Origin of the sequence: Pseudanabaena sp. SR411, assembly GCF_002251945.1 — a bacterium.
Taxonomy (GTDB): Bacteria; Cyanobacteriota; Cyanobacteriia; order Pseudanabaenales; family Pseudanabaenaceae; genus Pseudanabaena.
Window position 1 is genome coordinate 1 of record NZ_NDHW01000026.1, and the last position, 4040, is coordinate 4040.

At 41.6% G+C, this 4040-nt stretch carries 2 protein-coding genes; both read left to right on the forward strand.

Features of this window, described 5'->3' with window-relative positions:
- Positions 1 to 218 precede the first annotated feature (218 nt).
- Positions 219 to 383 carry a hypothetical protein gene (locus B9G53_RS28265; RefSeq protein ID WP_254923495.1) on the forward strand — a complete coding sequence of 55 codons (165 nt, stop codon included), beginning with the start codon at positions 219 to 221 and terminating at the stop codon, positions 381 to 383.
- A gap of 643 nt (positions 384 to 1026) precedes the next feature.
- A partial coding sequence (locus B9G53_RS00570) for a hypothetical protein (RefSeq protein WP_094528379.1) occupies positions 1027 to 4040 on the forward strand: 3014 nt, incomplete at its 3' end.

A 4040-nucleotide genomic window follows, 5' to 3' on the forward strand; every position in this document is an offset into this window, starting at 1 on the left:
CCTGCTATGGCGATCAGACTTTTTCATCGTCCCGTTTCTATGCTGGAATTATTATCCTCAAGTGGATTTCATTGCCTCACTAATTAACTCACCAGTGCCATATCAAACCACTGCACCATGATAAAGCAACTGGCTTAGACAACGTACTCAAAAATCATTTTCCTGAAATCAATTCGTAGCAAGTCCTAACCGTTGGCGACAGTCCTAATGATGAGGCAATGTTTAATCCTGCAAAATTTCCCGTCTCGGTCGGTGTGGCAAATGTTTGCCATTATCAGGACAAAATGATGCATTTACCTAAATACATGACTCATGCTTCTGAGTTTGCTGGCTTCCAAGAGTTAGCTCAGCTATTGCTAGCTCAAAAAAAGTGTCTTAGATGACAGTATGTAAACCAGACAACCCTAGTCAGGCTGAGATTAATGAAATTTTGATCTTTTTTTGATCTTTTATAGATCAGATCCAGAGCGATCGCTGTATGCTTAAATTGCAGTTTTTTATCTACAGGAGATCGCTTAGCTAGTTTTCCCCTTCAAAAACAAAAAAAGCCAGTGACTTCGACCTCACCAGCTTTCTTGTAAACCCGAAGGTTTTTAAATTAAATATCCGAAAATGGACAGACGTTGCTTTGACAGTGCAATTTTGTTCAGCGCTTTCTAATATCTTAACGCAAGATATTAGTTTAGCAACAGTTTTTGCTGCGAATTTTTTAATTTTTTTGCAAAAAGCAATTATTGATTATTGAACTGAATTCAAAAAGTCTGTCTGTTTTCTGATTGAAGTCGCTACAAACCTTACAATCAGGACAATTTAGATGTTTTTAAAGTCACAAGACTTGTTGGAGGAGATCTATCTAAAGATCTCCCTTAGCAAGCTCATTGGAGGTCAAAAATAATGGCCTCTTTAAATAACCAGTATTCTTCCCGAAAGTTTTCACCCGTTAAGGCCCATAACCCCTGCCCGATCTGCGATGACATCACAGGCAAATGTAGAATTGCGTCGGATAATCAAGATTTTGTTCTATGCATGACTCATCCCAGTGATGCAGATCTCACAGATTGGAAATATCTTGGCGAAACTAATGGCAGTTACTTTGCAGGTAAGTATGTCCGCAAACATCCTGAGTCGGAGTCGGATCGCCTAGAGCGTCGTGACAGAAATTTAAAACTGCGGATAGCTCAACAAAAGGCAAAGCGGGATGGTTTGGCGAAGTTGCCTGATGCTGCTCAACGCGATCGCCTTTATCAAAATTATTTAGAGAAACTTGATTTAGATAGTTTAGATAGAGCTGATTTAGTCAGTCGTGGTTTATCTAATGCTGAGATTAAGCATTTAGGTGCTAAATCAACTAGTTCTGGCTATATTCTGCCAATTAAGAATCCTGAMRGTAAAATTCTTGGTTTTCAAATCCGTTTACGCGATGCTGATTCAGGACGCTATCGTTGGCATAAGCCTTTTGGAATCTCGGCTCAACAACAAAATGGGGARTTGCCTCTGGCTTTTCATGGTGATATTCAGATTGATTGTCAACGTGTGGTCTTGGTTGAGGGTACTGGTGTTAAGCCTTATCTTGCTTCTAAGTTACGTGGTTGTGTAGCGATTGGTGCTTCGGGYGGTCAGTTTATCGCTAGTAAAGAAACTTTACAAAGTTACTTTGATGCGATTAGGGCTAAGCCCAATCTAACTCGTTTGGAATATGCGATCGATGCAGGTGACATTGCTAACCCCTCTGTGATGCGTCGCCATGAGAAAAATCTTGATTTTCTAGCTGAGCTAGATTTTGCGATTGATGTTCTCTGGTGGGGACAGGTTGCCAAAACCGATGATGATATTGATGAATTATCTAGTGATGCAGCGATTCAGCTTTTGATGGTTGAGCAGTTTTTCCAGATTGCTAATTACAAACCGAAGCCTAAGTTTTCACCGTTCCAGTGGTTGAAAGATAAACTTTTCCCCAAGAAGGCAGCTAGCGGTTTTACTAATAAATCTGACAAACCAAGGCTATCGCCTCAACCCACATTACCTAAATTTGTATATGAGGCTGGGACAAGGCTAGAAACTTGGCGCGATTCGCTATTAACGAATAAACATATTCTTGATGCTTCGGCAACTGGTACGGGCAAAAGTTATGATGCGGGGCGTTTGCGTCCTGAGTTATTTGATAGTGTTGAACGGATTATCTATATATCTAATGATTCGCGCAATGTCACCACAGCAACTTTGCAGGATTGGGAAATTCTGCCTGCGCGTCACAACGGTTTGACTCATAAATCTGGCAAGTTACGTCGCGTTAAGTTGGGTGAGTCTGTGCATACTCAGGCGAATTGCTCTCGTACTGGGGCTATTTCCGCTTTGCGCGATAAGGCAATTTCCGATACTAAGGTCATTTGTGAGACTTGTCCTTTACTCAATGCTTGTCGTGGGTCTAGCGGTGATGGCTTTGGCTTTAGACATCAGAGGGCGATCGCTTTTAATTCTAAAATCTTGCGATCGCATCCTGCGAGTTTGCCTAGTCCCACTGAGTTTGATTATTCCAAAACTTTGCTGGTATGGGAGGAGGTATCGGAGAGTTTGACGACGATGCGTCAGATTTCGGTTGGTAGGGATGATGTGGATAAAGCGATCGCTTTGCTGACTCGCTCTGAGATTGATAACAAATTAGAGATTATTGATGTTCTCAATAAGTTGCATGGTTTATTAGCGGATAAGTCCTACCACGGGTTAGATTTTCATGAGATTAAATCGGCTATTCCTGAAGTTATTGATACAACTTTACTGGCTGATTTGCTGAAACCTGACTTATCTATTCTCGATACAGTTGACGGGATTGCCGATTCTGAGTTTGAGAATGCTAAGGGTAAGGATAAGCGGGAGTTGGCTAAGTTCCATGCTTTGCTGAAACGAGAAACTACTTTCCATGCTGATGAAATTAGGCAAAAGATTGACCGTGAGGTTTTGAAGCAATGGTTGGTGGAGTTTTTAGATATTCTCTCTGGGGCTATTTCCCACGGTGATTTGCATATTCAATATGAAAAGTTAACTGTTTCTCTGGGTGATTCGCGTTTGCGTGATATTGCTCACAGGTCGGCAGCTAATCTTTATCTGGATGCCACGGTTGATGTCACGGATCTATCAATGCGCCTCGATGCTCCTGTTCATACCATTAAGCAATCGGGTGAGTTGGTCATGCCCCAGATTTTTCAGGTGCATAATCTGGGGCGTTTAGGGATGCAGCGTCGTGATGGTCAGTCGGCTAAAGTGCAGGCGATTATTTCTCATCTTACGGAACTTGATCCTTTGACTAGGGTGATTGATTTTAAAAAGTTTGCTAATTCTGATGCTCATGGTTTCTGGTTCCGCGATTCCCGTGGTTCTAATGATTTTAAAGATGCCAAAACCTTTGTGATTGTTGGTACTCCTTGTGCCAATATTGCCATGCTTCGTGCCGATTATGTGGCGATGACGGGCTTACATCCAATTGATAAAGATCCTGATTTTGCGGCGTTTGTCGATCGCCATATTTTGGCGACGGTGATGCAATGTTTTGGCAGGAAGGCGGGCGATCGCTTTCAGGATGGTGATGTTATTTACTTTTTGTCGGATTTTGATCTCGGTGATATTCCCCATACTCTAGTTAAGTCTGGTGATATCACGCCTGAGGCAATGTCTAATTTGGAGCTTTTACAACTCAAGGTGGCTCAGGTGATTAATGCTGTTGCTGATGGAGGATTTGATTTGTTGAATGCTTCGCAACGTCAGTTATGCGAGTATTTTGATATTTCGCGTGGTGCTTTGCTACATCATTTGGATTGGATCAAACCGTTATTAGATTCTCTATATAACCAATTGATCCATAGTTTTAATGAAAATCTGGTTCCTCTTACTGATTCTGTTGATCTTGCGATCGTTGATCTTTGGGCTGRTGTAACTGAGTTATTTTTTGCTGAAGAGATACCACTAAAAGATACTTTGGCTGGCATATTTGAGTTCGTTGCTGAAGATATTGTCAACAAATTACACGGGTATGTTCTGGTTAAGCT

What these genes read in the sequence shown, in the direction of transcription:
- B9G53_RS28265 (WP_254923495.1), top strand. Translation starts at nt 219, where the DNA reads ATGTTTAATCCTGCAAAATTTCCCGTCTCGGTCGGTGTGGCAAATGTT.